The organism is Sutcliffiella sp. NC1 (assembly GCF_027594365.1).
Taxonomy (GTDB): Bacteria; Bacillota; Bacilli; order Bacillales; family Bacillaceae_I; genus Sutcliffiella; species Sutcliffiella cohnii.
Genome location: NZ_CP115153.1, coordinates 1,376,257 through 1,399,720 on the forward strand (window position 1 = coordinate 1,376,257; position 23,464 = coordinate 1,399,720).

The 23,464-nt window shown below is 33.6% G+C and carries 40 protein-coding genes; 28 read left to right on the forward strand and 12 right to left on the reverse strand.

Going from position 1 to position 23,464, the window contains the following annotated elements; translation table 11 throughout:
• Nucleotides 1-71: 71 nt before the first annotated feature.
• The 3 genes from O1A01_RS07045 to O1A01_RS07055 all read right to left on the reverse strand — a co-directional run bounded on the left by O1A01_RS07045 (nucleotide 72) and on the right by O1A01_RS07055 (nucleotide 1,326).
• A complete protein-coding gene (locus O1A01_RS07045; protein ID WP_270065869.1) occupies nucleotides 72-638 on the reverse strand; it encodes a hypothetical protein in 567 nt (188 codons plus the stop codon).
• Nucleotides 639-672: 34 nt separating this feature from the next.
• Nucleotides 673-825, reverse strand: coding sequence for a hypothetical protein (locus tag O1A01_RS07050; RefSeq protein ID WP_270065870.1), 153 nt, complete (start codon nucleotides 823-825; stop codon nucleotides 673-675).
• 165 nt (nucleotides 826-990) lie between these two features.
• Nucleotides 991-1,326 (reverse strand): hypothetical protein, encoded by a 336-nt coding sequence (locus O1A01_RS07055; protein WP_270065871.1) that lies wholly within the window; start codon nucleotides 1,324-1,326, stop codon nucleotides 991-993.
• Between the two features lie 158 nt (nucleotides 1,327-1,484).
• On the opposite strand from O1A01_RS07055, the gene O1A01_RS07060 reads away from it, so the two are divergent.
• A complete protein-coding gene (locus O1A01_RS07060) occupies nucleotides 1,485-1,676 on the forward strand; it encodes a hypothetical protein (protein WP_270065872.1) in 192 nt (63 codons plus the stop codon).
• A gap of 140 nt (nucleotides 1,677-1,816) precedes the next feature.
• On the opposite strand, the gene O1A01_RS07065 is transcribed toward O1A01_RS07060, so the two are convergent.
• On the reverse strand, nucleotides 1,817-2,041 hold the full coding sequence (locus O1A01_RS07065; RefSeq protein ID WP_270065873.1) for a helix-turn-helix transcriptional regulator: 225 nt from the start codon (nucleotides 2,039-2,041) through the stop codon (nucleotides 1,817-1,819).
• A gap of 177 nt (nucleotides 2,042-2,218) precedes the next feature.
• Here O1A01_RS07065 and O1A01_RS07070 point away from each other — a divergent pair, with 177 nt between their 5' ends.
• From O1A01_RS07070 to O1A01_RS07095, 6 genes are all read left to right on the forward strand, one after another.
• Nucleotides 2,219-2,539: a hypothetical protein gene (locus O1A01_RS07070; protein WP_270065874.1), complete on the forward strand. Its 321-nt coding sequence runs from the start codon at nucleotides 2,219-2,221 to the stop codon at nucleotides 2,537-2,539.
• A gap of 141 nt (nucleotides 2,540-2,680) precedes the next feature.
• Nucleotides 2,681-3,049, forward strand: coding sequence for a glycosyltransferase (locus O1A01_RS07075; RefSeq protein ID WP_270065875.1), 369 nt, complete (start codon nucleotides 2,681-2,683; stop codon nucleotides 3,047-3,049).
• Nucleotides 3,050-3,061: 12 nt separating this feature from the next.
• A complete protein-coding gene (locus O1A01_RS07080; RefSeq protein ID WP_270065876.1) occupies nucleotides 3,062-3,772 on the forward strand; it encodes a M23 family metallopeptidase in 711 nt (236 codons plus the stop codon).
• An 11-nt stretch (nucleotides 3,773-3,783) separates the two neighbouring features.
• Nucleotides 3,784-6,498, forward strand: coding sequence for a type IV secretory system conjugative DNA transfer family protein (locus tag O1A01_RS07085; protein WP_270065877.1), 2,715 nt, complete (start codon nucleotides 3,784-3,786; stop codon nucleotides 6,496-6,498).
• Nucleotides 6,499-6,519: 21 nt separating this feature from the next.
• On the forward strand, nucleotides 6,520-6,687 hold the full coding sequence (locus tag O1A01_RS07090; protein WP_270065878.1) for a hypothetical protein: 168 nt from the start codon (nucleotides 6,520-6,522) through the stop codon (nucleotides 6,685-6,687).
• Nucleotides 6,674-6,910, forward strand: coding sequence for a hypothetical protein (locus O1A01_RS07095; protein ID WP_270065879.1), 237 nt, complete (start codon nucleotides 6,674-6,676; stop codon nucleotides 6,908-6,910). The genes O1A01_RS07090 and O1A01_RS07095 overlap by 14 nt, the downstream gene beginning before the upstream one ends.
• Before the next feature lie 15 nt (nucleotides 6,911-6,925).
• Here O1A01_RS07095 and O1A01_RS07100 read toward each other — a convergent pair whose 3' ends face one another.
• Nucleotides 6,926-7,141 carry a helix-turn-helix domain-containing protein gene (locus tag O1A01_RS07100; protein WP_270065880.1) on the reverse strand — a complete coding sequence of 72 codons (216 nt, stop codon included), beginning with the start codon at nucleotides 7,139-7,141 and terminating at the stop codon, nucleotides 6,926-6,928.
• Between the two features lie 158 nt (nucleotides 7,142-7,299).
• On the opposite strand from O1A01_RS07100, the gene O1A01_RS07105 reads away from it, so the two are divergent.
• The 3 genes from O1A01_RS07105 to O1A01_RS07115 are packed head-to-tail and all read left to right on the forward strand — an operon-like array spanning nucleotide 7,300 to nucleotide 8,071.
• On the forward strand, nucleotides 7,300-7,473 hold the full coding sequence (locus O1A01_RS07105) for a hypothetical protein (RefSeq protein WP_270065881.1): 174 nt from the start codon (nucleotides 7,300-7,302) through the stop codon (nucleotides 7,471-7,473).
• Complete coding sequence (locus O1A01_RS07110) at nucleotides 7,470-7,805, forward strand: hypothetical protein (protein ID WP_270065882.1); 336 nt, start codon at nucleotides 7,470-7,472, stop codon at nucleotides 7,803-7,805. The genes O1A01_RS07105 and O1A01_RS07110 overlap by 4 nt, the downstream gene beginning before the upstream one ends.
• Nucleotides 7,806-7,828: 23 nt before the next feature.
• Nucleotides 7,829-8,071 carry a hypothetical protein gene (locus O1A01_RS07115; RefSeq protein WP_270065883.1) on the forward strand — a complete coding sequence of 81 codons (243 nt, stop codon included), beginning with the start codon at nucleotides 7,829-7,831 and terminating at the stop codon, nucleotides 8,069-8,071.
• A gap of 276 nt (nucleotides 8,072-8,347) precedes the next feature.
• Here O1A01_RS07115 and O1A01_RS07120 read toward each other — a convergent pair whose 3' ends face one another.
• From O1A01_RS07120 to O1A01_RS25415, 5 genes are all read right to left on the reverse strand, one after another.
• Nucleotides 8,348-9,544 (reverse strand): tyrosine-type recombinase/integrase, encoded by a 1,197-nt coding sequence (locus O1A01_RS07120; RefSeq protein ID WP_270065884.1) that lies wholly within the window; start codon nucleotides 9,542-9,544, stop codon nucleotides 8,348-8,350.
• A 151-nt stretch (nucleotides 9,545-9,695) separates the two neighbouring features.
• On the reverse strand, nucleotides 9,696-10,547 hold the full coding sequence (locus O1A01_RS07125) for a DNA adenine methylase (protein WP_270065885.1): 852 nt from the start codon (nucleotides 10,545-10,547) through the stop codon (nucleotides 9,696-9,698).
• Between the two features lie 79 nt (nucleotides 10,548-10,626).
• Nucleotides 10,627-12,273, reverse strand: coding sequence for an AAA family ATPase (locus tag O1A01_RS07130; RefSeq protein ID WP_270065886.1), 1,647 nt, complete (start codon nucleotides 12,271-12,273; stop codon nucleotides 10,627-10,629).
• 132 nt (nucleotides 12,274-12,405) lie between these two features.
• Nucleotides 12,406-12,987, reverse strand: a complete 582-nt coding sequence (locus O1A01_RS07135; protein ID WP_270065887.1) for an ImmA/IrrE family metallo-endopeptidase — start codon at nucleotides 12,985-12,987, stop codon at nucleotides 12,406-12,408.
• A 52-nt stretch (nucleotides 12,988-13,039) separates the two neighbouring features.
• Complete coding sequence (locus O1A01_RS25415; protein WP_443081799.1) at nucleotides 13,040-13,492, reverse strand: helix-turn-helix domain-containing protein; 453 nt, start codon at nucleotides 13,490-13,492, stop codon at nucleotides 13,040-13,042.
• A gap of 170 nt (nucleotides 13,493-13,662) precedes the next feature.
• Between O1A01_RS25415 and O1A01_RS07145 the strand changes: the two genes are divergently transcribed.
• Nucleotides 13,663-13,923 carry a helix-turn-helix transcriptional regulator gene (locus tag O1A01_RS07145; RefSeq protein ID WP_270065888.1) on the forward strand — a complete coding sequence of 87 codons (261 nt, stop codon included), beginning with the start codon at nucleotides 13,663-13,665 and terminating at the stop codon, nucleotides 13,921-13,923.
• On the opposite strand, the gene O1A01_RS07150 is transcribed toward O1A01_RS07145, so the two are convergent.
• The gene (locus tag O1A01_RS07150) at nucleotides 13,916-14,194 is read right to left on the reverse strand and encodes a hypothetical protein (protein ID WP_270065889.1); all 279 of its coding nucleotides are present in this window, start codon (nucleotides 14,192-14,194) and stop codon (nucleotides 13,916-13,918) included. The genes O1A01_RS07145 and O1A01_RS07150 overlap by 8 nt on opposite strands.
• Nucleotides 14,195-14,244: 50 nt before the next feature.
• Between O1A01_RS07150 and O1A01_RS07155 the strand changes: the two genes are divergently transcribed.
• A complete protein-coding gene (locus O1A01_RS07155; protein ID WP_270065890.1) occupies nucleotides 14,245-14,466 on the forward strand; it encodes a hypothetical protein in 222 nt (73 codons plus the stop codon).
• Here the strand turns inward: O1A01_RS07155 and O1A01_RS07160 are convergent.
• Nucleotides 14,463-14,732 (reverse strand): hypothetical protein, encoded by a 270-nt coding sequence (locus O1A01_RS07160; protein WP_270065891.1) that lies wholly within the window; start codon nucleotides 14,730-14,732, stop codon nucleotides 14,463-14,465. The two genes, O1A01_RS07155 and O1A01_RS07160, sit on opposite strands and share 4 nt — an antisense overlap.
• Before the next feature lie 67 nt (nucleotides 14,733-14,799).
• Between O1A01_RS07160 and O1A01_RS07165 the strand changes: the two genes are divergently transcribed.
• From O1A01_RS07165 to O1A01_RS07240, 16 genes are all read left to right on the forward strand, one after another.
• Nucleotides 14,800-14,943, forward strand: coding sequence for a hypothetical protein (locus O1A01_RS07165; RefSeq protein ID WP_270065892.1), 144 nt, complete (start codon nucleotides 14,800-14,802; stop codon nucleotides 14,941-14,943).
• Between the two features lie 12 nt (nucleotides 14,944-14,955).
• Entirely contained in the window at nucleotides 14,956-15,147 is a 192-nt protein-coding gene (locus tag O1A01_RS07170) for a helix-turn-helix domain-containing protein (RefSeq protein ID WP_066412363.1), read from the forward strand.
• Complete coding sequence (locus O1A01_RS07175) at nucleotides 15,147-15,452, forward strand: hypothetical protein (RefSeq protein WP_270065893.1); 306 nt, start codon at nucleotides 15,147-15,149, stop codon at nucleotides 15,450-15,452. The genes O1A01_RS07170 and O1A01_RS07175 overlap by 1 nt, the downstream gene beginning before the upstream one ends.
• Before the next feature lie 47 nt (nucleotides 15,453-15,499).
• Complete coding sequence (locus O1A01_RS07180) at nucleotides 15,500-16,201, forward strand: ORF6N domain-containing protein (RefSeq protein WP_270065894.1); 702 nt, start codon at nucleotides 15,500-15,502, stop codon at nucleotides 16,199-16,201.
• Nucleotides 16,202-16,332: 131 nt separating this feature from the next.
• Nucleotides 16,333-16,596 carry a helix-turn-helix domain-containing protein gene (locus O1A01_RS07185; RefSeq protein WP_270065895.1) on the forward strand — a complete coding sequence of 88 codons (264 nt, stop codon included), beginning with the start codon at nucleotides 16,333-16,335 and terminating at the stop codon, nucleotides 16,594-16,596.
• The gene (locus tag O1A01_RS07190) at nucleotides 16,587-16,862 is read left to right on the forward strand and encodes a YqaH family protein (protein ID WP_270065896.1); all 276 of its coding nucleotides are present in this window, start codon (nucleotides 16,587-16,589) and stop codon (nucleotides 16,860-16,862) included. The genes O1A01_RS07185 and O1A01_RS07190 overlap by 10 nt, the downstream gene beginning before the upstream one ends.
• A gap of 418 nt (nucleotides 16,863-17,280) precedes the next feature.
• Entirely contained in the window at nucleotides 17,281-17,448 is a 168-nt protein-coding gene (locus tag O1A01_RS07195; protein WP_270065897.1) for a hypothetical protein, read from the forward strand.
• Nucleotides 17,448-19,433 carry an AAA family ATPase gene (locus O1A01_RS07200; RefSeq protein ID WP_270065898.1) on the forward strand — a complete coding sequence of 662 codons (1,986 nt, stop codon included), beginning with the start codon at nucleotides 17,448-17,450 and terminating at the stop codon, nucleotides 19,431-19,433. Before O1A01_RS07195 ends, O1A01_RS07200 begins: the two co-directional genes overlap by 1 nt.
• A complete protein-coding gene (locus O1A01_RS07205) occupies nucleotides 19,424-19,627 on the forward strand; it encodes a hypothetical protein (protein WP_270065899.1) in 204 nt (67 codons plus the stop codon). Before O1A01_RS07200 ends, O1A01_RS07205 begins: the two co-directional genes overlap by 10 nt.
• 5 nt (nucleotides 19,628-19,632) lie before the next feature.
• Nucleotides 19,633-20,559, forward strand: coding sequence for a recombinase RecT (locus O1A01_RS07210; RefSeq protein ID WP_270065900.1), 927 nt, complete (start codon nucleotides 19,633-19,635; stop codon nucleotides 20,557-20,559).
• Nucleotides 20,559-21,260 carry an MBL fold metallo-hydrolase gene (locus O1A01_RS07215; RefSeq protein ID WP_270065901.1) on the forward strand — a complete coding sequence of 234 codons (702 nt, stop codon included), beginning with the start codon at nucleotides 20,559-20,561 and terminating at the stop codon, nucleotides 21,258-21,260. The genes O1A01_RS07210 and O1A01_RS07215 overlap by 1 nt, the downstream gene beginning before the upstream one ends.
• Entirely contained in the window at nucleotides 21,250-21,435 is a 186-nt protein-coding gene (locus tag O1A01_RS07220; RefSeq protein WP_270065902.1) for a hypothetical protein, read from the forward strand. Before O1A01_RS07215 ends, O1A01_RS07220 begins: the two co-directional genes overlap by 11 nt.
• 15 nt (nucleotides 21,436-21,450) lie before the next feature.
• Entirely contained in the window at nucleotides 21,451-22,389 is a 939-nt protein-coding gene (locus tag O1A01_RS07225; protein WP_270065903.1) for a hypothetical protein, read from the forward strand.
• Nucleotides 22,289-23,092, forward strand: a complete 804-nt coding sequence (locus tag O1A01_RS07230) for an ATP-binding protein (protein ID WP_270065904.1) — start codon at nucleotides 22,289-22,291, stop codon at nucleotides 23,090-23,092. Before O1A01_RS07225 ends, O1A01_RS07230 begins: the two co-directional genes overlap by 101 nt.
• A 10-nt stretch (nucleotides 23,093-23,102) precedes the next feature.
• Nucleotides 23,103-23,291, forward strand: a complete 189-nt coding sequence (gene fbpA / locus O1A01_RS07235) for a Fur-regulated basic protein FbpA (protein ID WP_270065905.1) — start codon at nucleotides 23,103-23,105, stop codon at nucleotides 23,289-23,291.
• Nucleotides 23,292-23,447 (forward strand): DUF6011 domain-containing protein, encoded by a 156-nt coding sequence (locus O1A01_RS07240; protein ID WP_270065906.1) that lies wholly within the window; start codon nucleotides 23,292-23,294, stop codon nucleotides 23,445-23,447.
• The last annotated feature ends 17 nt before the right edge of the window (nucleotides 23,448-23,464 follow it).

Below are 23,464 nucleotides of genomic sequence, written 5' to 3' on the forward strand. Positions count from 1 at the left end.
TATAAAGACTAGGCTTTTATCTCTTCTTATTTGTACTGTTAGGCTTTGGAATGAGCTAAATACACACTTATTTATTCAGCAGTAGCAAATGCAAGTGGTTCTATTGTTACCTTGTGTTTCTTGTTGTAAATATCTGTAAGGATAAGAATAAAAATTAACCGGTTCTTACTATCAACATCAATAATTACATCTTCATTGAATAAAAATTGTGTGTTTTCATCTTTTTTTATTTCTAAATTAATTTCTAAAGTGCAAATACTCCCTGTAGGAACATTAAAGGTAAAATCCTTATTAACTTTTCCGTCAATCTTTAATTCGGGAGTAAAGTATCTACAATAATCATTAACGCATACTTCAACATCTACTCCTTTTATCCCACTGCTTAATTTCCCAATATTATATACATTAATTAAGTTGTATAATTTTAAGAAGCGTGCTTCTTCGGGTATTGAGCGCTCATGCCAAACGCCTCCTATGTTATTTTTCACTGTTTTATAATAATTAAATTTGCCTCCCGAATCGTTTAGACTAACTTTAATTCTTGGTTTATTTTGAATAAATTCTTTAAACCAGTTTAAGATGAATCCTACAATAACACCTATTAGCGCCATAAATGGTAATAAAAAGTTTAAGTCCACTAGTATCTCCCCAAATTTCTTGTATTATCAAGAACTATTTAAATAATCTCCCCAACGCTCTACCAGTAGCTTTACCGGCTGCTCTCCTTGCAATCCTCTTTCCGACTTTCCCCTTTTTTACTGCGTTTACATCTCCTAATATTTTGGCAATTAGATAAAGCCATCCCCTTGTTTTATTAATACTCATGTATTCGTCCTCCCCAAAATAATTAATATAAATACGTGTAGCTTTTTATAAAGTTTCAGGAGTTTTTAAGAACTATTTTAGCTTCGAGTGTATTTATATTACGTTTAAAAAATATCCCTTAAATTGAAGCGTATTGCTTTAAAACGTACCAATTACACGCTATTTTTATTTTTCAAATGTTTTTATACGCTTTGTCTCTTCTTTAAAGCGATTATTGAATTTATCAAAAGCTCTTTTTTCATACCATTTCAGATTTTCTCCATTACTTATCCTTTTGGAGTAAGCAAAGAGATCTTCAGTGCTTATTTTAAATAAAACATATTTTCTAAATAAGTAATTTAAGTGTTTATATATCCTGGTGATAAAACTACGGATTAATCTTCCAAGCTTGCTTAACAAACCAGTCATTAGCCAAAAAATTAAAGAACTTATTACTGTAATAATTATTACATCTAATGCTCTCATTTCTGTTGAGTTTAGAAACTCTGATATGATACTCATAAATTACACCTCAAAAAGATTTATTAGCTTGTACTTTATTATACGGTTCATCTATATTTTAGTTTCAATTATTTACTTTAAAAAAGCATATTGACAAATATTCAGACAACTCTTAAATTATAATTGTATATTTTGTTATAAGGAAAGGTGATTTATTCATGCGTAGGGTTCACTGTGGTAATTGTAGAATTCCACTACAAGATGATGATGTTGTTGTTTTGAACTGGATTAACACTCTAACTCACATGAATTGTTATCAACAACCTACAGAAAAAATTACTGATATTGGTACATACGAACAGATAATAAACAAATACTGGTTCTTTGAAGAAGTTAGGGAACAGAAGTAAAATCTCCCACTTTAAGTGGGAGGTTTCTAAATTTAATAATGTACTTGCATTTTTATCACGACACCGGCATAAGCTAGTAGCACAAACAGCGTGTGCGAATAGCTTTTTCAACTCAAACTACTCCAAAGAAGGGGTAGTTTTTATTTGTCCTCGAAAGTACCACTATTACCAATTACCTCGTATAAATCATTTAAGGTACATCCTATAATCCTACATAACTCCATTGCTTTATCTATTCTTGGAAACTTCTTCATAGAAACCCATGTGTTAAGTTGTTGAGGTGTGATCCCCATTTTTTCTGCAACTTCAGTTTGTGTTAAACCAGCTTTAATTATTAACCACTTTAGATTACATTTTAATTCCATATACATTTCCCCTATTTATATCTTTATTAATAAATTCAATTTCACTTATAAAATTCCCTTTATTTTATGCGATTTCAACTATAATGATAAAATTTTAACTATTTTTTTAATTGTACATGCAAAATGGTTTATTACCGGTAATAGTATATAGCAATAAGGGAAAAGGGAGGAAATCAAATGAGTGAGAATAAAAAAATCAAATCAGTTTCCTTTAACAAGAAAAATGAAAAAGATAAAAAAATATTAAAGCACATAGCAAGAAGAAATTTTAGTGGTTATGTGAAAAAGTTAATTTTAGCTGACATAGAGAGGAAAGAACCGGTCAAAAGTGAAGTTATGACAGAAGAAATCGAAAAAGAAGTAATAACAATGTCAAAGAAATCAATTTATGATGTAGCACAAATCAAAAAAGAAGAGATAAATAGCCCTCTTATTCAAAAGAGAGCTGAAGAGTCTAAAGTTAAACCAGCTAGACCATTTATTCCAAAAAGAAATTAACCACCGATAAGTTTTTCAATACCATTAACGATTAACCCTAAAAGAACACCAATTGCAAATGCAGGCATTAAAAACACGTCCTTTCGTTTTACTATTAGTTTGTTCCGTTAGAAAAAACTTATACATCGAGGAGTGACCAAAATGTTAAATAAACGTCAAGAGACATTAGATTTCAGACGTTTTTGTAATGAGGGGGACTATATTAAAAAGAAGGATAGGGAGGTTTATAAAAAAATATCTAAAGCAACAACGATGTACTGTGTTATAGGTACACCTAAGTTAGTTTTGGCATCAACTACTGCTGCTGTTGGAACAGGTGCGTTTGATGAGCTTTATCAAGTATTTATGAATATTTTTGATGGTGGAGTCGTGTTAGCTTTAGTTATTTGTGGTGGAACATGGGCTTTTGGTTGGAGGACACAAGCAATAGAAAGAATTATTTATATAGCTGCGGGTTATATTCTTGCTCGACATGCTACAGACATAAGAGATTTCCTTAAAACAATATAAGGAGGAGGGTTTATGGAGGCGGTAACGGTTGGTAATACAATGAAATTCAAAATAACAAGCGAATTTGGAGCAAAGGAGAGTTTTAGAAACAATCCTCATACTGGAATAGATATTAACTTTCCAAATGGTACTGAGTTACAAAGTATAGCAGATGGTGTAGTAGAGAATGTTGTTTATAACCATGATAGTATCGGTAATGCTGTATTTGTGAAGTTTTCTGATGATACAACAGGGATTTATGCACATATGTCATCAATTTCAGTTGAAAAAGGGCAGTTAATTCAAAAAGGCGATTTGCTAGGACTAAGTGGTAATACTGGTAATGTAGTCGGTCAGAATGGAGGGTATCATTTACACTTTGCATTGAAAGATGGGTCAACTGGCGAATATATCAACCCTACTCACTACGCAGATGATCTTATCAGTATGACCAATAAAGATATGGGGATTGGTGAAAAATTATTACAAGGATACAATGATTTCGCTGATAAAGTTATCGAAAGTGAAGTTAATTTCATTTTAAAACCAATAGGAGAAGCTATTGCGAACGGAACTAATGAATTATTAACTATGTTTACATTGTATCTTCCTGACATGTTTATGATTGTTACCGTATTGACTGGCTTGTTAATTTGTCTTGGAATCAAATTACCTAAAACATTAACTTTTTATACTTTTGGTTTAGTTGGTGCTGTTGCATGGTTGGCTAATGCAAATAGTTAGAAGGAGTTGGTATGAAAATGTGGAAAAACAAAAAGATAAGCACAATAAAGTGGAGCGATTTCTTTGAAGTAACCCCCAACAATTATAAGACATATCGACTAATTCCACATTTAAACATGTCTAACTCACAAAATAGACATATGTGGAATGCGTTACACAAAGCATATGAACTGTATCACAGCTTCCAAAGTAGATTAGAGTGGGTACAAAAGGACGGAATGAAAGTAACATTTAGGCCAAAGGATTACATTTGGTTTGACATGATTATGAAAAATACAAATGAAGGTAAGAAGATAGAATTTTACTTTACTACCACTGAAACGATGGCAGATAAGATGAAGGGGATAGTTGAGAATAGATGGCGAACTACAGTGGAAGAGGTTAGTAGTGATTCTTTACATGTTAACTTTAAAAATACAGATGTTTATGAAATGAAATACGCTCATCATGATATATTTTCTTTAAATACTAACCACCAATTACAAAATACTCCAATTGGTACATTACTCAATACGATAGATGAAATGGAGGAAGGAGACTTTGCAAGGATCAGTATATGCAATGAAAGGGAAAGTCGAGAAAAATGGTTAGGTAACTCCTCTTGGGCATTAAAGAAAATATCTAAAGGCTATATCCCCAAAAGACCTAATGCTGGTGGGAAGCGTTTAATGGGGGCAATCAGTAAAGCATTTGTTGCTATAGCTAATGAAGTTTTACATTTGTTAAAAGATGTACTAAACGCATTCAATAATGTATTTTCCCCTAATAGTAAAGCGTTTGATAATAAGGAAATTCAACATAAAAATGAATTGCAAGAAGATATACAAACTCTAAAAATATCCGAACGAACAAAAGAAAAAGCAAATGCAAGTGTCTGGAGATCGCATATTAGAGTTGCGGTCAGTAGTGAAAGAAAATTTAATCGTGATAATATCGGTAATGCTTTGACAAGTGCTTACAGTGAATTAAATGAAAATAACGAGTTGAAAGTATCTAAATTAAAATTTGGTGGTTTTGAAACGAATATAAGAGGAAAAGATATAAAAATTAAAGGTCGTAAGCACGAAATAATTGAAGAGTTAAATACCTTTCAATTATCCAAAAGAACTAAAACCGATATTAACCCTAACCTTATATCTTGTGATGAATTAGGTAGGTTCATACAACTTCCTACTGCGGATTTACAAAGAAGGTTTGATGACTACATTAAGACAAACAAGAAAGTAGAAACAGATATACCGAGTATCTTTATTCATAAGAACACGGAAGAACATGTGAAGATTGATGGTATTAAAGTTAGTATAGGAAGTAATAACATCAAGTCTAATGGTAAGAAGAAAAGGAAAACTAGTGCAAAACAAAATGGCATTTTAATTGGACATAGTGAACATAAGGCTAATAATTTCCCTATATCTATACCTGTTACCAATCCAGAAGAATTTTATAAAGGATATGTTTATCTAGGTGGAATGGGTGGAGGCAAAGATACAGCTATACAAAACTTTGTAACTGAAGGTTCGTTAAATCATGGCTTATCATTTTTTGTAATAGATCAAGTAAATAAAGAAGGTCTTCAAGGAATGGCCAACGGTATTCGCGATACATTACCACCAGATAAAATAATTGATATTGACTTATCAGATGAGAATTACTTACCACCACTTGATTTAACTGAAGTAATGAAGAAGTTAGGTCGTAAAGGTGAGGATAGATTTGCAAATGAATTAATTGACTTCTTTGGAGATATAGAAGGAATGGGACAAAGTAGAAAGATACTAAGAGATTTTGCTAAAGCATCTAATGGAAATCTATATAATATCAAACGATTAATTGAAGATGAGGATTTTAGAGAAGAAACAGCTAAAAGGCTACGAGAAGAAAAGAAAATTAGGTTAGCAGAAGAGATTGAAAAGTTTATCAGTCAATATGAGTTAGTTATAAAGAGAGATAAAGATGGGAATGAAAAGTCAAGAGAGTATAAGTGTACTAGGGACGGTCAAAAAGCAATAGATAGTAAAGCGCAGCCTATTTTAAATCGCTTGGATGAATTCTTTGGTGATAATACTCTGTTTGAAATCTTTGCACAACCACCTAAAGAGGAATTAAATTTTGAAAAGTGGATGAAGGAGGGGAAAGTTGTTATCTTCCGTGTTCCTGATAGAATCTTGTCAACGGTTGCAGTAAGGACGTTGGTACATTGGATAACATTAAAGGTTTTAATGACTAGATTATTAATGCAAACAGAAGATCAATCTAACGGTGCATTTATGATTTTTAATGAGCCTCAAACTTATTTATCCGGTAATGATGGTTTAGCTAAATTATTGGCTAGAATAGCAGTACAGGGGAGAAAAGAACGACTAGGAAGTATATTTGCATGTCATTATTTAGGACAAATAAAAGAAATAGAGAAGGATCTTATTTCTGGTGGTGTACACTGGATGCTATTTAAAAGCGACAATGAGGAAACGTTTAAGAAATTAGAAAAGGAATTAAAACCAATTGATGTAGAAACAGCGTTAAATATCCCTAACACAAAAGATACAAGACATGCAATTTGTATTTTAAATTTTGGAGGAGAAAGAAAGCCTGCTTTTATGGTACAGATGCTAAAACCTTCTTATAAAAGGTATGAGCCATATAATAATTCATTTTTAACTCAGAGGCATTCCAGAATGTACGGTAGACATTGGGAAGAAATCGAAAGCTTGTTAGAAGGAGCATAATTAAACTAAATGGAGGAAGAAATGAAGCGAGAACCAAAAAAAATTAAAGTAAATAATATTAAGTATGGAGAAGAAGATCCAGCTGATATTCTTGCGGAATGGTTTGTAGAGTATGTAAATAAAAAAGAAGGTAAAACTGTAGTTAGGTTAAAGATTAATAAGGATGAGAATGGAAATGAAGAAAAATGAAATAGAAGAGCTAGATGAAATCAAAAAGAAAGTGTTGAGTAAGTTGGATGCTGATAATATTGAGGATGAATCTTTTCAATTAATAGTAAAGATGTTAAATATGCAAGGCGAAACAATTGATGATATAGATAAAATAAATATTGGAGACAATGGTGAGATCGTGCTACTCAAAGGAAAATTGAACGTAGAGAAATTTATTAAAATGACACTAAAAAATAATTAAAAGACCACTGATCAATTATGATTGGTGGTCTTCTTCTTTTACATGGACTATAACATCTTCAATTTTGCATTCTAACTTTTCGCATATTTCGTCTATAACTTTCATTGATACATACTCATCTTTACTTATTTTAGCTAATGTTGCAGAAGAAACCTCAATCATTTTTTGTAAATCAGTCTTAGTTATTTTCTTTTTATGTAATGTCGCCATCAATGGTGCATAAGAAATCATTTAATACACTCCCCTACCCTTTTCTAAAGTTATCTTTACTTTATTGTAGCAGATGTTTAAAAAAATGAAAATAAGTAGTTGACTTTAACTTTTAGTTAGTTGTATAATAACTTTAGAAAGTTAAAGATAAGTTTATAAAAATAAACGGAGGTGAAGAGGTGAATAAGGAAGTAACGCATCGTATTGCTTACTATCTTAAAAAAGTAGCTGAAAGAATAAGTATTCATCCAGCAAAGAGGCAACCTAGAGCTTATAAATATCGCAATCAACGCTTGAAAGTGTATAAAGCTTTGAGGCTCCAACAAATTGAAAAGGAAGGATATAAACAATGATTAAAGTTGAAGTACACTTTGAAGAAGTATTCGATGGTTTATTGATAAATGATGACCATGCAATTTATAGGGAAAACAAATCAGTCTATATGATTAAAGTAAAAAAGACTGACAAAGCAAACTACTTTATAGAAGCTGATAATCCATATGTTTTCTACACATTGGCTGAGCATGTTGAATTTAAAAACACAGAAAAATTATTGAATGACGTTAAAGAAATGCTTATTAACATGAGTTTAGCTGATTATCTAACTAAAGTTTGCACAAATATAAACCAATATAATTTCGGTCTTGTAAAAGTAGGCGAAAGTGAAGTAAAGAAGTACAAATAATAAAACAAAAAGGGAGAGGTATAATGATGAAAAATGTTAAAGCGAAAAATGAGGTATACGGTACATTAAAATTAGATGTTTCTATTGAGGTAGAATCTAATAAGGAACATATGGCTAAGTTAGAAGCAGAAATGAAAATGGATAAGGTTGAAGAGCAAGGTAGGATTTTAAATGTAGTTGATCCAGTAACTGGGGAAATCGTAGCAACTATGAAGGTACATAATGCTGAATTAATAATCGAGAATTTCTTTGGAGAGGACGAGTGATTAAAGTCGAAAAAGGTAACAAAAAAGTAACGAAATAAAAATAATGTCAAGAATCTATAGGATATTAGGGAGTATCGGAATGTTGATTTATCAGTACTTGAAGGACTTGATGATTATGTGAGGATACTGCTTGTCTACCTTGACAGGGTAGGGGTCGGGGGTTCGAATCCCTCTCAGATCATACTCGTAATGCCTAGAGCCACAACGGTTCTAGGCATTTTGCTTTATAGCTAAAAAATAGAGTAAACCAGGTTTGTTGACGAATTGTTGACGGAATCATTTTTCTGCAGTTTTTTGCTTTGAAAAAATACCATCCAATTTGTTTGCTGCTTCTTGATCAGCTGTGTGTAAAGCGTGTCCATATGTGTCCATAGTAATTCGGATATCTGCGTGACCTAATCGGGCAGATATTATTTTTGCGTGCACTCCTTGGTTAATGAGAAGTGTAGCTGAGGTATGCCGTAAATCGTGTAGACGGATATATCTTATATTGGTTCTACTAATAAATCTTCTCCACCAGGTTGACGGTGTGGAAGGATAAAAGTGTTTCCCATTTTCATTACAAAAAACAAATTCATGAAATTCCTCTATCCATTGATCTCTCATTCTCATTTTCTCTTTTTTCCACTCTCTATGAAAATCTTTAAGCTCTAATACAATAGAAGGGGGAAGGGAAATGATACGATTAGAAGTTTTTGACTTTGGTTTTTTAAGAATTGCTTTTCCATTTCTTCCGAATCCTACAACTTGTTTTATTCTAATTGTACCTTCCTCGAAATTAATATTTGACCATTCTAGTCCTAATAACTCACCTCGGCGAAGGCCAGCTGCTAAAGCTAAAGAAGTGAATACCCTCCAGTGTAATGGTTCATTTTGAACAGCATTAAACAATAGTTGTACTTCGCTTTCATTATAGACATTAACTTCTTTATCTATTGCATTATTTTTAGGTTTTTTTACATTAGCAACCGGATTTTCTTTTATTATTTTCCAATCCATTGCTCTTTGTAGTATATTTCTTAATACTCTATAAATATACTGAACTGTACTTACTTCCAAAGGATCTCCATTTACCTTTTTTAATTGATCTAAAAAGTTTACAATATGAATTGGTTTAATTTGATCTAGTTTCATATGTCCTAAATTGGGAAGTATGTGATTTTTAATATGCCTACTATAAACATCAAGAGTTTGCTCGCCTAGTTCTTTTTCAGCGTATTTCTTTTCCCAGTCATTTATAAACTCTGCCAGTATTGTCTTTTCAGGTGCTATATATTCGCCAGCCTCAACTTCCATTTTAAATTTCAATAATTCCTGGTTTAAGTAGTCTTTTAGTTTCTTTTTTGTTTTTAGAAGTGATTCATCTTCTATTTTAATAGTTTTAGTCCGTCTCAAACGTTTACCCTTTGAATTGTATCCTGCTTCAACAGTTAATAAGAACGAATTTTTTCCTCTCTGTTGGAAACTTGCCATGGAACAACCTCCTTTAAATTAAACGGTAAAGTATAATAAAAAAAGAATATATGTTCTGTTTTATTAGTAAAAGAAATCCTTGTCGTTACACAAGTGACAAGGACATTTTTTGTTATTTAAACTTATCTAGAAATAAACCTAAACATGCTAATTAAACTACATTAAGAAAGCTATTAATATCACCTTTATTAATTTTTTTTGAGAAAAAAATAAATTCCTGCCCTTTTGAAGGAGTTGATATTGAATAATTTAAATAATATTTTTCATGTTCAAAATTCATATATAGTTTCTCGATTTGCTCCGCAATATCATATGTTAATATCCAATATCTATTTGACATATGCTTTTTTATTACTTGTGCTAATTCTAAATGATCTAAATGTGTATAAAAATTTGTATACAATTCTGGTCCTTTTTCAAAATAAGGAGGATCAAAGAACGTAAGAGAATTCCTAGTGTATTTAATTACTTTAGGAATAAAGTCTTTTGCATCCATTTTATAAACTTGTATGCAATCAGACTTTGCAGAAATATCTCTTACACGTTTTATTATTTTCTTTTTATTAAATCTACAATCTAATTTGTACTGCCCATTTTGGGCCTTACCACCAATAACCCCGGCTTTAATTATCCCAGAACGATTTGTTCGATTTAAAAAAAGAGTTGAAAAAGCAAGAGAAAGTTCGTCTGCAATTTCCTTTTGTTGCTGTATTTCTTTTTGGAAATACCATTCTTCCATTGAAATGGGCGTATTTTCAATAAGATAAATTAACTCTTGTGGCCTCGTTATGATAGTATTCCAAAGAGCGTAAATACTTCTATCATAGTCGTTAATAATGATTTTTTGAACATCACCGTTAAGTAATAGACGAAGCGCAACGGAAGCTCCCCCTGCAAATGGTTCAATATAAGTAGAAATATTATTATTACGAACTAAGTACCTTACGTAATTGTAGGTTTTATCTTTGCCACCCGGGTATCGTAAGGGGGATAATGTGGCCATAAAATCACTTCTTTCATTTCCTGTTTATCTAATGTTTTATATACTAGCGAATTAATTAAATGAAGTCTAGCGAAAGTGATTAAAATTTTATTTCAGGATATCCGTTTCTAATGTTAATTTTATTTAATTTATCAACTAATTCCTCAACAAATTCTTCTCTGCCATTAACACTTTTAGCAAATGAATTAAATAGTTTTTTTACAATCCAATCATTGTTTTTAAACCATTTCTTAAAATGCCTCGACTCAATAATTTTAAATGAATCCTCATCTGTTATATAAATATTGTCATCGGTTAGTGTCTTTATGAATGCTGCCTTGGGCATCTTAAGCGTTTTTAAAAAAACTTCATCATTCTTATCTTTATTGTATATATACCTAATAAATAGTTGCTCAATAGGTAATTGTTTTGAATGGTCAGGAAGTCGTAATATGTTCTCCCTTTTTTTTATTTTTTTTAAATCACTTTCAGTAATATCTGCATCAAATACAATAATAGTGTTTTTTACAAAGGAGCTAGCAGTATTACAAAGTTTTGTTAAAAAAGTGAATGGAAAACCATTTGTATCATCAAAAGGTATAAAATTAATTCTATTAAGAATATCTTGTTTTGAAATCATATATCTAATGAATTTTTTAGCCAACTCGTCTTCGCATAATATATCTATCTTAGGCATTTCAACTTTTTTTGTATGGTTAAAATCGAAGGTAAGTTCTTTGTATATATTTTCATAAGATGGCTTTTTGATAACATCAATATGATCAGTATAAAGTGTTGATAAATAATAATTTTTTATTTCTTTCCCATGGTTTTCTCCTTCGATAGAATGTCTAATCAACGGTAAAGAGTGAGTTGTGGCAATTATTTGGACTTTGTACTGATTTGCCCATTTGTACAAGAAATCAAATAAGTTCTTTTGGGCAACAGGATGTAAACTTACTTCCATCTCATCTATACAAAATATACCATTAAAACATTGCTGATTTTCTTTTTTAAGTCTACTGAATCTCATGAAGGATATTAAACTGTTAGCTATTCTACCTAAATTGTCTTCTCCAGAAGAAATTGATTCATAATTATATGTACTGTCAGCTGGAGCAAATGTTTTTTTTATTTGTTTATCACTAACTGTTTCCATTTTTTTATATGACTCTTTTTGTAAGACAATATTATAAAATTTAGCGACAAAATTTTGTTCATCTTCAGATAAGGTTAAAGGATATGGTTTGGAATTTGTTGTATGGATTGAATATAATCTATTCAGATTCAAGAAATTTGTATTGTATATTAAATTGCCGTCCTTCCCTGTGTTTCCCCCAGTTACTATCCTTGGACTTGGATCTGCTTTACTTCTAGGTTTTGTGTAAACTGGTACTTTAATGTTTAACCCGTTATTGTCCTGAATAATTAAGTCATATTCATATTTATCTTTGTCATATATAGTAGATAACTTAAAAATCTCACCGAATTTTGTCTTTAGGTCAGCACCAAAAAGATCTTCTACATCAGAATTAAAGCTTTGTACGAATAATCCAATTAAGGTTGATTTCATAGTCCCATTATGACCCGAAATTAGAGTAATTCTGTCAGATAAATCTATATGTGTTTCAGACATGTTTCTAAATTTTTTTACATTAATCCCACATACTTTCTTCACAATAATATCTTTATTAGAGATACCGAGTTCTTTTGGTGTTATTAAACTTTTTTCATCTGTTTGAATCATTTTGGATCCTCCGTAGTAAAGAATAAATAAATTTTTCCAATGTACTAGAATGCCAAACATTAGAACAAAGTCTATTTTCTAACGAAATAAGCAAATAGAACTATGTTTATGGCAAAAAAAAATATTAATCTATTAAATCCACTTAATACTACCTAACTTACCATTAACAGTTGTCCCAAACCCATCAACACGACGGTTATAAATAAGTTCTAAACGGTACCTAGCTAATTCCTCTGTAACGAGAAAGTAGTCTGCAATATCAGAAATCATTATAGCCTCATCTGCAGCTGCAGCAAAAACATTCTTTAGAAACTTAAAAGGCATAAGTAAGTATGCTGCCATTCTTTTTGCCTGTGCTTCGGTCTTTGCTATTAAGCTACTATTCATTGAAACTTGTGAAATGTGGTGGGAGTAGCAATGGCTAAACTCTTCAGCTAATATTATCTTTTTCTCGATTGGATCTAAGTCAGGCTTTAGATAAATAACACCACGTCGGCCACTTTCTTTTGGGAACGACATAGCCTTAATTCCATCCCTAATTTCTCCGTAATAGAAATGCTTGTCCAATGGTTTAATCTTTACCCCATACTTCCAGCATATATCGTACATATCTATTTCATCCGGATTGGAAAAATTGAAATGGGATAGTACTTTATTCGCTCTATCTTCCCACCAATCACTGGTTGTTGTTTGTAAGATATTACTTATCTGCATAAATTTCTCATTCCTTGGTGTAATAAAAACTACCTATTTTACGGGTAGCTTATTAATCTTCAATAATTTCGTCGTGGTCGTCATCTTCTTCTAGGTCCTTCTTGATGAATTCCCACATCTTAATAAGTTGCTTAATTTTTTTCTCAGGTGCGTTTGCTAGATCGTGGAAAAGGACTGGATGTTTTTTTATTTCTTCGAGGACTTTTAGATCTTCGGGAGTTAGTAATTGTTCTGGTTTAGTATGATATTGAGTTCCGTATGGTTCTCTTTCTTCTCCTACATTAAGTCTGTCGTGACTACCATTACTATTATTGTAATAAGAGATACCCAGCAAATAATCAGTGCTGACATTATAATAAGTCGCTAACTTTTGAATTATTTCAGTATCCGGTTCGCTTCGTCCAGTTTCGTAATGGGAAAGGCGGGCTCTTGAGATACCAATTTTTTTTGCAACTTCTTCTTGGGATTTATCCCCTCTCAGTTGCTTTAATCTATTCCCAATCATATATCTTATTCCTTTCAGAAAACTTTTCTTAATTACATTATAGATACAATTTGTATCGAAATAAAGTATTGATAAAAAATGTATCAAAAATAGTTGACGATACAAAACGTATCATTTATAATCGATATAACAAGTGATACAAAACGTATCAAAAAAACGAGGTGAACATTTTGAGAGATAGGCTAGTTCTTGAAAGACAAAAGAAAGACCTTACACAAGAACAAGTCGCTAAAGCGATTGGTATATCAACAGTGTATGTTAGAAAAATTGAAAAAGGTTTAAGGAATCCAGGAAGAGAAACGATGTTGAAATTCGAAGCATTCTATGGAGTTTCTGATAGAATACTTTTTCCTGACCTTTTCCAGGTCTCGCTTGATACGAAATGTATCAGAGAGGATGCCAACAAAAAATCTGCTTGGAAAATCAGCTAAAGTAATTTGCTCTAAGAAAATTATTCAGCGCATCAACATTTTTAGCTGAACCCGTAAATTCCTTATCTAATTTGGTAATAACCCACTCTTCTTTGTATTCGGAGTGTTCGTGAATTTGGACATGAATCTCTTGAGTGGTTAATTCAGTAGCAACAAAAGCAGCATTTTTTAATACAGGAATGGCGGTTCCGATTGTATTTAAAAAAGCTAGCATCGAAATATTTTCAGTTTCTGGTGCATTCAAATCGTAAGCAATTAGATATATTGGCATTTAATTTCGGTACCTTTCTATTCTTTATACACTAACTGGAGGTGACAATTTTGAATCTATCCAACCAAAGAAAACAAATTCAAACTACTTTAATTAATGCAACATCAATTATCGAACTAGCAAAGCTTGAAGGAATGACAGATGTTGAGCTATTGAAAGCGATTGAATTAATTAAGAAGTTACATGTAAGGGAAGCCACCGCGCCAACGGCGGCTATAGAGTTCTCTCCTAATAAAGAAGAAGTAAATATAGCTAACCCATATAAAGATTAGAGTCTTTGTCTTAACCAATCCCAAACATCTTGAGGTAACCAGCCGTCTCGATTTGAAGTAACTTGATCTACGAATAAGTAATCGTTGTTATCCATGACAGATATTAGTTTTTCTCTAATGGATTCACAAGTTTCATAGTTAACACTTACAAACCAACACGATTTCATAAAGTGATACCAATCACCAAATTCTTTTATTTTCTCGTAAAGGTCATCATAATTTTGCCCTGTTTTATTCAAATCGTAGGTTATAAAATAGACAGCCATTATTCCACCTCCTTCCATTGTCAATATTCGACAAATAGGAAGGGAATACCTGCACAGGAGGTCCAAAATGGACAACATCGATGAGCTTCTACAGTCATCCATTAAAACTGACATCTTGCAAATTGTTTACAGCCTAAGCAAAGACGAAACATACAAAACATCAGCTGCAATAAACGATTTATTAAAAATAATCGATAAACACGATTTATAGGAGGTGAAAGCTATGCCTAAGAAAACTCTGAACGTTCAGGATGTTGCTGAATATTTAGGTGTTCACTCTGACACTATTTACACAATGGTTAGACAAAAACAAATTCCACACTTTCGTGTAAGGAGACGAATCCTTTTCTCTATTGAAGCAATTGATGCTTGGATTAGGGACCAAGAACAAAAAGTATTGGAGGAAGCAATTTAATGAATAAAATACCTTCGTCCTTATTAAATGACCGGTACTGGCGTAGTGTAATTCACTTATTTAAAAATCATTACAAACTACAGCAAGTTTTTACTACAAAATACTTTGATTTATCGGAAGGGACCATAAAAATTGGTCTCCTTAGAAAAGTATCAGGCCCGTGGTCTGAGAGTGAGAAATTCATGTTGAAACTAGCACTTCATTTATTCAATGAAAGAAACAAAGTGAATCTTGGTGATATGGACTATCTAGACGATTCCATTAAGAAACTAGCAATTGAAGCAATTAAATTGCGCTACATGTAATTGCTTCGCCCTTTAATAAATAGACAAGCATTATGGGAGGCTAAAGGATGAAACATTTACAAATTATTGAGAAAAATGGTCAGCGTGTATTAAGCACGTCACAACTTGCAGAATCCTTTGGAACAGATAGCAAGATCATTAATAGAAACTTTCAAAGAAATGCAGATAGATACATTCAAGGAAAGCATTATTACGCTTTAACTGGTGAAGAGTTAAAAGCATTTAAAGGGTCACGTCAAATTGACGACAGCCTAAAATTCGCATCCGTTTTGTACCTCTGGACAGAAAAAGGTGCATGGTTACATGCAAAGTCACTAAATACAGATTTAGCATGGGATGCTTATGAAAGATTAGTAGATGAATACTATCACATTAAAGAAAAGGTAGTTCCACTATCAAAAGACCAAGCACTTGTAACTGTATTGAGGACGACAGCTGACCTAGTTGAAGGCCATGAGTCCATTGTCAAAGAGCAGCATGAACTTAGAAAGTTAATTACAGATGTTAATTACAAAGTAGAAGAACAAATTACTTTAGATCACGGTGAACAACGTCGTCTGCAAAAAGGTATAGCAACAAAAGTGTACGAACTTTGCGATAACCCACAAAACAGACCACAACTATTTCGTGAGTTGCACCGTGAAATAAAAGATAGATTTGGTGTTGCTAGTTATAAAGATTTAAAACGAAAGGAACTCCAGACAGCATTGAGATACATAGAAAACTGGATTCCAAGGAAAGTGTCATAGGCGGCAAATCACTGCTGCCTGTACATGAAAAATACTAGTTTCTTCATATAAAAATTTTAAGAGCTTTTAGTAGGAAAGTCTGTCCAGTTTTTGCACATGTGCAGATACTGCACAAAAGGGAGGTGATTTCGATGACATTCGGAAAAATCCTCCGCCAAGTAAGGATTAAAGCGGGATTAAGTCAAGAGGAATTGGCCGAGAAGATATATTTATCTCGAAGCGCAGTGTCTAGGCTTGAAAATGACAAACTTGAATTGAAATTAGCTGATGCGATTAGGTGGTTTCAAGTAACACGGGCACCGGAGGCAGTTGCAGCAATGTTGTGTGGAGTGGATGTAAATGCATTAGCTCAAGCTTTAACTATGTTGGTAGGAGGAATGATTTTATGGGTTTAAATAAGAATGATTTTTTAGAAAAAGATGTACAGCAAGCTATATCAGAATATAGAGCTGCTTGGTCTTGTATCAGTCGTATAGAAGAAAAATTAACTTCTGGAGATTTGAAAGAAGTAAAACTTACTTGTGTTGATTTAATAAATTCCGTTCGAGAAATCGAGAAGTTACATAGCAGAAAAGAACATCATGATCGATTATGTGAAACGGTAGAAGAGTTCGCTAAGCGCGGAATAGATTTATCCATAGTTAATAGAGTTGTTTCATAAGGAGGGACAAGCATTGGTAATCAAAGTTAAGCATTGGCTATCACTTACTAGTTTTGAGAAGCAAGTTATATTAAAAAGTTGCACAAAAAAAGCAGTGAGCTAAAGATTCGAGCTTTAACTCACTGCGCAGATATTAGGTGTAATTAAATACTAACATAAGAAAATATGTTCGGCAAGTTTTGTCTTGCCGTCTTGACTAGGAATGTTGAGGAAGTAATTCCATCCCCCCTTTTATGATCTTGTTCTCTTCATTCCTGGTTAAGACAGTGTGACAAAGCACACTAGAAAGGAGGATATATGTTAAATCAAATAAAAAATGACCCGTGCTGGAACACGAGTCATCGGTAATTACGAAATAAAAGCTATTAATTCATTTTATCGTAATTGCCTCCAATTTTCAATGAGAGGAGATTAACAAATGATTGAATTGACTTTTAGTGGAACCAAATTTGACCAAAAAAGATTATCACGATCAGGTGGACAAATTTCTATTAAACCTAATGGAACTCCAGTTTTTCAGTTTAAAACGAAGGAACAGTTTATGAAATACGTTCAGTTAGGGAAGAAAGAGGGGGTTTCAGCATAATGAAAACAATTATCCTACACCGTTTGGATTTAAAGAATTTTAAAGGCGTAAGGTCATTTTCCCTAGAGGTTAATGGAGAAAACGCAAAAGTATTTGGTGATAACGCAACTGGAAAGACAACTTTATTCGATGCTTTTGTTTGGTTGCTTTTTGATAAAGATAGTCAAAACAAAAAGGACTTCTCTATTAAAACGTTAATGAACGGGGAAGAAGTACATGGGCTTGAACACGAAGTAGAAGCGACTTTTATAGTAAACGGTACAAAATTAACGCTTCGCAAAGTGTACTCGGAAAAATGGACTAAAAAGCGCGGGAGTGCAGAAAAACAATTCTCTGGTCACACTACAGATTATTTTATAGATGGTGTTCCATCAAAGAAAAAAGAATTTACTGATCAAGTAGCCTCGATTGTTGATGAGGAGATTTTTAAACTACTAACTAGCCCAATGTACTTTAACGAGCAGCTACACTGGCAGAAGCGGAGAGCGACATTGTTAGAAATATGTGGTGACATAACCGAAGAAGAAGTGATTGCATCGAACAAGGACCTTGCTAAGTTACCTACTATTTTACAAGGTCGGACAATCGAAAATCATCGAAAAATAATAGCTGCTCTACGTGCTGAAATCAATAAAGAACTTGAAAAAATTCCTGTTCGTATTGATGAAATAGAGCATAATTTGCCAAGTATCGAAGGTTTAAATAAACAAGAGTTAGAGAGTAGCATTGAAAAATTAAATGCCGAAATAGATGAGAAACAGGACTTAATTAGTAACATTCGTAACGGAAATGCAATTTCGTTAAAACAACGTGAAATTCAAGAGATTGAGTTAGAGCTACTACAAATTAAACAAGTACATGAAGCAGGTTCGAAAGACGACTTGTACAAATTGAAAGCTCAGATCCAGGAGGAGACTTCTAATATCTCTTTACTAGAATCTAAACAATCGAACTTAAGGCACCAAAAGCGATTTAACGATGAGAGTATTGTTTCTATTGATACTAAACTTCAAAAGTTACGTGATGAATGGTTTGAAATAAATAACCAGGAGTTTGTGCACAACGATAATTGCGAATGTCCAACTTGTGGTCAAGAACTTCCAGAGGAACAAGTATCAGCTACAAGGGAGAAGGCTTTAGCTCAATTCAATTTAAACAAGAGTAAAAAGCTTGAAGAAATCGATGCAGCTGGTAAACGGGAAAAGGCTACAAAGGAAGGATTCCAAGAAAAAAATGAAAAACTAGCGAAAGATAACGAACTTATTGGAAAGCAGATTACTGACAAACAGGAACGTCTAACACTATTAAACGCTAAACTGAAAGAATTAGATAGCTCAGTTGTAGATATCATGGATAACCCTGCTTATACATCCAAGCTCCAAGAGAAAGCAACTAAAGCAAAGGAATTGGAAGAACTTCGTGAATCTGCTCAAACAGCAATCCAAAGTGTAGAAGAAGAAATCATGACACTTCGGAATAAAAGAGTGACCTTACAAGGAGACCTTGCTAAGTTTTCAACCGTAGATCAATCACAAAGTCGAATAGAGGAGTTACTGCAACGAGAAAAGGATTTAGCAACTGAATTTGAAAAATTAGAACAAGAGCTTTACCTAACAGAAGAGTTTATTCGTACTAAAGTGAATTTGCTCGAGGAGAAAATCAACTCTAAATTCAAATATGCACGCTTTAAGCTATTCGAACAACAAATTAATGGTGGTCTATTAGAAACATGTGAAACGTTATACGACGGTGTTCCTTATGGTAGCGGTTTAAACAACGCTGCAAGAATAAACGTCGGGCTAGATATCATCAATACGCTATCAGAACATTTCGGTGTGTCTGCTCCTATATTTGTAGACAACAGTGAGGCTGTAACGAGATTGATAGATGTACATTCGCAAGTAATTCAGTTGATAGTGTCGGAGCCAGATAAAGTTCTTCGAGTAGAGTATCCGAAACACAAGGAGGAAATTTTGTGCCACTAGACACTTTTTTCACTATTGAAGTAAATGGTCTTAAGGGGAGGAAACTATTTGATACCTACCCAACGGATGACGAAATTGAAAAGGCTATAAGGGATATGTTTCCTCAAGGCTACATCTATGATCAGTTTGCTGATGAAAATATTTACCCTATTGCACAAGTTAAAAAGATTTATAAGTTGAAAGACAAGGAGTGAATCAAGTGAGTAATCAAAATCAACTAGCAATTATTCAAAAAGATATTACAGATAGTGTCAACCATAAGTTAAATGATTTACAAAAAGAGGGATTAGTAATCCCTCCTAAATACAACGCGAGTAATGCACTAAAATCAGCGTTCTTTAAGTTACAGGAAACGAAGGATAAAAGTGGCCGACCTGCATTGGAAGTATGTACGAAAGAGTCTATTGCAAATTCTTTACTCGATATGGTCGTGCAAGGTTTAAGTCCAGCAAAGACGCAGTGTTACTTTGTTGTATACGGAACGCAGTTGAAAATGGAACGTTCCTATTTTGGCACACAAGCAGTTCTTAAAAGGCTTACGAACGTTAAAGATATTTGGGCCAATGTCATTTTTGAAGGTGACGTATTTGATTACGAAATTGATGGCGGACGTGAAAAATTATTGAAGCATGAAACAAATTTTTTAAACAGGGACAAAGATATTCTTGGCGCTTATGCCGTGGTTAAAACAAATGATGATGAAGAAATACTCACTGTAATGACACGTAAGGAAATCGATATAGCATGGGGGCAATCAAAGACTAGCCAAGGTGTTCACAAGAAATTCCCTCAAGAAATGGCAAAGCGTACGGTAATTAATAGAGCTGCTAAAGCCTATATAAACACATCCGACGATAGTGACTTATTGGTAGATGCCATTAATAGATCGACAGAAAATGAGTATGAAAACGAGCGTAAAGAAGTTAATCCAGAATATGAAGCACAAAAGGAAATTGAGCAAAAGGCAAATCAAGAAGTAATCGACATTAAAAGAAATGAGCCATTGAGAAAGCAACCCGAAATTATAGATGTCACAGAAGGAAATCAGGCAAGTACTCAGCAACGAAATAAAGAAATGCAACAAGAGGATCTTGTTAATTCAAAAGCAGATGGGCCGAATTGGTAATGATTGAAATTACAGCATTAGCTTCTAGTAGTAAGGGGAATTGCTACCGTGTTACAGACGGTTATACGCCCCTTCTTCTAGAATGCGGTATCAACTACAGGGAAATACAAAAAGGATTCGGTTTCCGAATGTCCGAAGTCGCTGGGTGCTTAATCACACACGAACACGATGATCATTGTAAAAGTATTAAGGATGTTTTAAAGGCTGGAATAGACGTTTATACGTCTTCTGGAACGGTGGAAGCATTAGGTATAAGTCACCACAGAATCAAGCGTGTGAAGCCAATGGAGCAATTTGAGCTTGGGACATGGTCCGTACTTCCGTTCGATGTTCAACACGATGTCAGCGAGCCTCTGGGCTTTCTGCTAGCTAATCAAGAGGGCGAAAAGCTTTTATTTGCAACAGATACCTATTACATCAAATACAAGTTTCAAGAGCTTACTCACATCCTAGTGGAGTGTAATTACTCCTTGGAAATACTTAATCAAAACATATTGGATGGATCTGTTCCATCTGTAATGAAAGAGCGGTTATTACGGTCACATTTCAGTTTAGAAAACTTAAAAGAATTCTTAAAAGCAAATGATCTATCTAAAGTACAAGAAATATGGCTCTTACATTTAAGTGATAGTAACAGCGATGAAGCATTATTTAAAAAAGAAATCATGGAGTTAACAGGGAAGATGGTTTATGTTCCATGAGTTAAAAGTCTCAATACCTAGTTGTTATTTATGGCTTACGGAAGGTAACACAAATAGACCAGAACTATTTAAACGGTATGTTAATGGCTACGTTAATAGATACTATCCAGATTACGAATTAGTAAAAATATCAGGTATGCAAGCAATTATTAAACCTAAAAACGACCCAAGATAGTTAGGAGGTTTTTCCTTGCAAGGGTACATCAAGGACTTTAGGAAAGAACTAGAAAGCTCCGTATGGATGATGCCCCCTCTCTATCATAGGACATGGCAATATCTCAAATACAAAGTAAATCATCAAGATAATAAAATTCCAATGCGAGACGGTACCTTTTTAACCATAAAAGCTGGTCAGCACCTTACATCGGTAAGGGATATTGCAAAAAATATCGGTTGGTATGAGGGGGTGAAATGGCAAGAGCCTAACCCAAAGACAGTCTCGACTATATTATCTTGGTTAGAGAAACAGTCCATGATTAGCATAGATAGGGGTAAGGGTAACAGGCAATACACACTAATAACGTTGATAAATTGGGAATCTTACCAGTCAAATAGCGTTGAGGGTAACAGTGAGGTAACAGACAGGGAACACCTCGTGGATATAAACAAGAATGATAAAGAATGTATTAAAAATGATAAAGATATTGCTGCTGCCACTAACGCTCATGCGACAGAAGACAGTGACGGGGTGCCTACGACCGACCCATTGCGTGGTGATCCAGTGCCGTCTGGAGAAATATCACATACTTCTGAGCAAGCAATTAAAGTTCTTCTTGATCGTTTTATACAACTTAGAGCTTACGGCTTTGACTTCTCCCCAGCGGATGAGCGAGCTGCCTATGAAATATTAAACGCGAACGTCCCGATAGAAGATGCCTTGCTATACCTAAAAGAACGCTTTGACACTTATAAACCAAAACACTCAAGAGACAGGATAAATAGCCTTTCATACTGTGTGGGATACATCTTGGACAAGCATCAACAAAAATTAGATTCTCAAAAACTAGCGAAAAGGAGGATACAAGAACATGGCAACGCAAAGCATGGAGGAAATACTCAAGAGGCTCCAACTAAAAACGAGTCAATTACAGGCGGAAGAGTCGGATGGATCCGTAAAACACAAGTATGACTGCCCAAAATGCAAAGATGAAACAGGTTATATTGGCCAAGTGGATGGAGTAGAAGTTTGGGTACGTTGCACTTGCATTACTTGGAGAAAAGCTAATCGCTTGATGAAGTCCAGTGAAATAACCAACGAATTTAAGCGACTTGGCTTTCAAAATTTTCATACCGATGATAAGCCAGACGTTATCAAGGACGCTTATGAATGTTCACGTATGTATTATAAAAACTTTGAATCTATCAGGAAAAGTCGTCATAACAGTATAGCCTTATTGGGTCAACCAGGTGCAGGAAAAACTCACTTATTAATGGCGATAGCAAACAATTTCATACAGAAAAAACACGTCCCTGTCTTGTATTTTCCTTTCGTTGAAGGGTTTGGAGACCTGAAAGATGATTTTAATGCACTCGAGGAAAAACTGGAACGAATGAAAAAGGTAGATGTCTTGTTTATCGATGATTTATTTAAGCCAGCTAGAGGAAAACCGAGAGCAACCGATTGGCAGATTGAACAGATGTATGCAGTTATAAACTATCGGTATTTGAATCACTTACCAATATTAGTTTCCTCTGAACTTTCAGTTGATGAACTATGTGACATCGATGAGGCATTAGGTACACGAATTTATCAAATGTGCCAGGACTACACAGTTGTTATTAAAGGAGATCGTAAACAGCTAAACCATAGATTAGTAGGAGCACCAAGCTAGGGAGGAAAACATGAGTACATTGCTTAGACAGAAACGACAAGAGAGAAGAGATTATTTAGTTAACGAACTAATGAGATACGGTTATTTTAAAACACCTGTTGGAAAGCAACTCTATGAATTAAATCTATCAGAGTTAGAGCAAATTCATATAAACGTTAAATGCAGATTCGGAAAAGAAATGACAAGGGAGGGAAAATAAATGAACTGTCCAGTGTGTAATAGACCACTGAAAAGTCAAAAGAGCATTGAGAGGGGTATTGGTCCTGTTTGCGAAAAGAAGGCTAAGGAACGCGAAAACGAGCCTCCTGAAGGGCAACTTTCCTTCGTTGAGGAGACGGTACTAGTTATTAAATAAACCACGAAAGGTTGGAA